The 477-nt window shown below is 69.6% G+C and carries 1 protein-coding gene and 1 pseudogene; both read right to left on the bottom strand.

Going from position 1 to position 477, the window contains the following annotated elements:
- A pseudogene (locus BIV01_RS20435) lies at positions 1 to 171 on the bottom strand (tryptophan--tRNA ligase); the annotation flags it as partial.
- Positions 172 to 208: 37 nt separating this feature from the next.
- Positions 209 to 477: exodeoxyribonuclease III (locus BIV01_RS12870; protein ID WP_368073353.1), on the bottom strand; the 269-nt coding region annotated here is incomplete at its 5' end.

Here is a 477-nt window from a genome sequence, read left to right as displayed (position 1 = left end):
GAGCTCGGCCGGGTCCTGCGGGGACGTGATCGCGTGCATGTCGACGACGCAGTAGATGGCGTCGTAGTCGTCGAGCAGCGTCCGCCACTGCATGAGCGCGCCGATGTAGTTGCCGAGGTGGAGGGAACCGGCCGAGGGCTGGATGCCCGAGAAGATGCGCGTCTTGGTCATGGTGCTGTCCTGTGCTGGAGAAGTGTGGGGGTGCGGGTCAGAGTTCGTAGTCGACGACCACGGGGGCGTGGTCGGACCATCGCTGGTCGTACGCGGCAGCGCGGTCGACCGTGTACTGCGTGACCTTCGCGGCGAGCTCCGGGGTCGCCATCTGGTAGTCGATCCGCCAGCCCGTGTCGTTGTCGAACGCCTGGCCGCGCCACGACCACCACGTGTACGGCCCCTCGACGTCGCCGGCCTGGGCGCGACCGACGTCGACCCAGCCGAGACCGGGCCCGGTCGTGCCGTCGGCGCCCTCGACCTCGG

Source organism: Curtobacterium sp. MCBA15_013, assembly GCF_001865095.1.
Classification (GTDB): Bacteria; Actinomycetota; Actinomycetes; order Actinomycetales; family Microbacteriaceae; genus Curtobacterium.
Note: the sequence above shows the minus strand (reverse complement) of the source record. Positions and strands in the feature narration are given on the sequence as shown.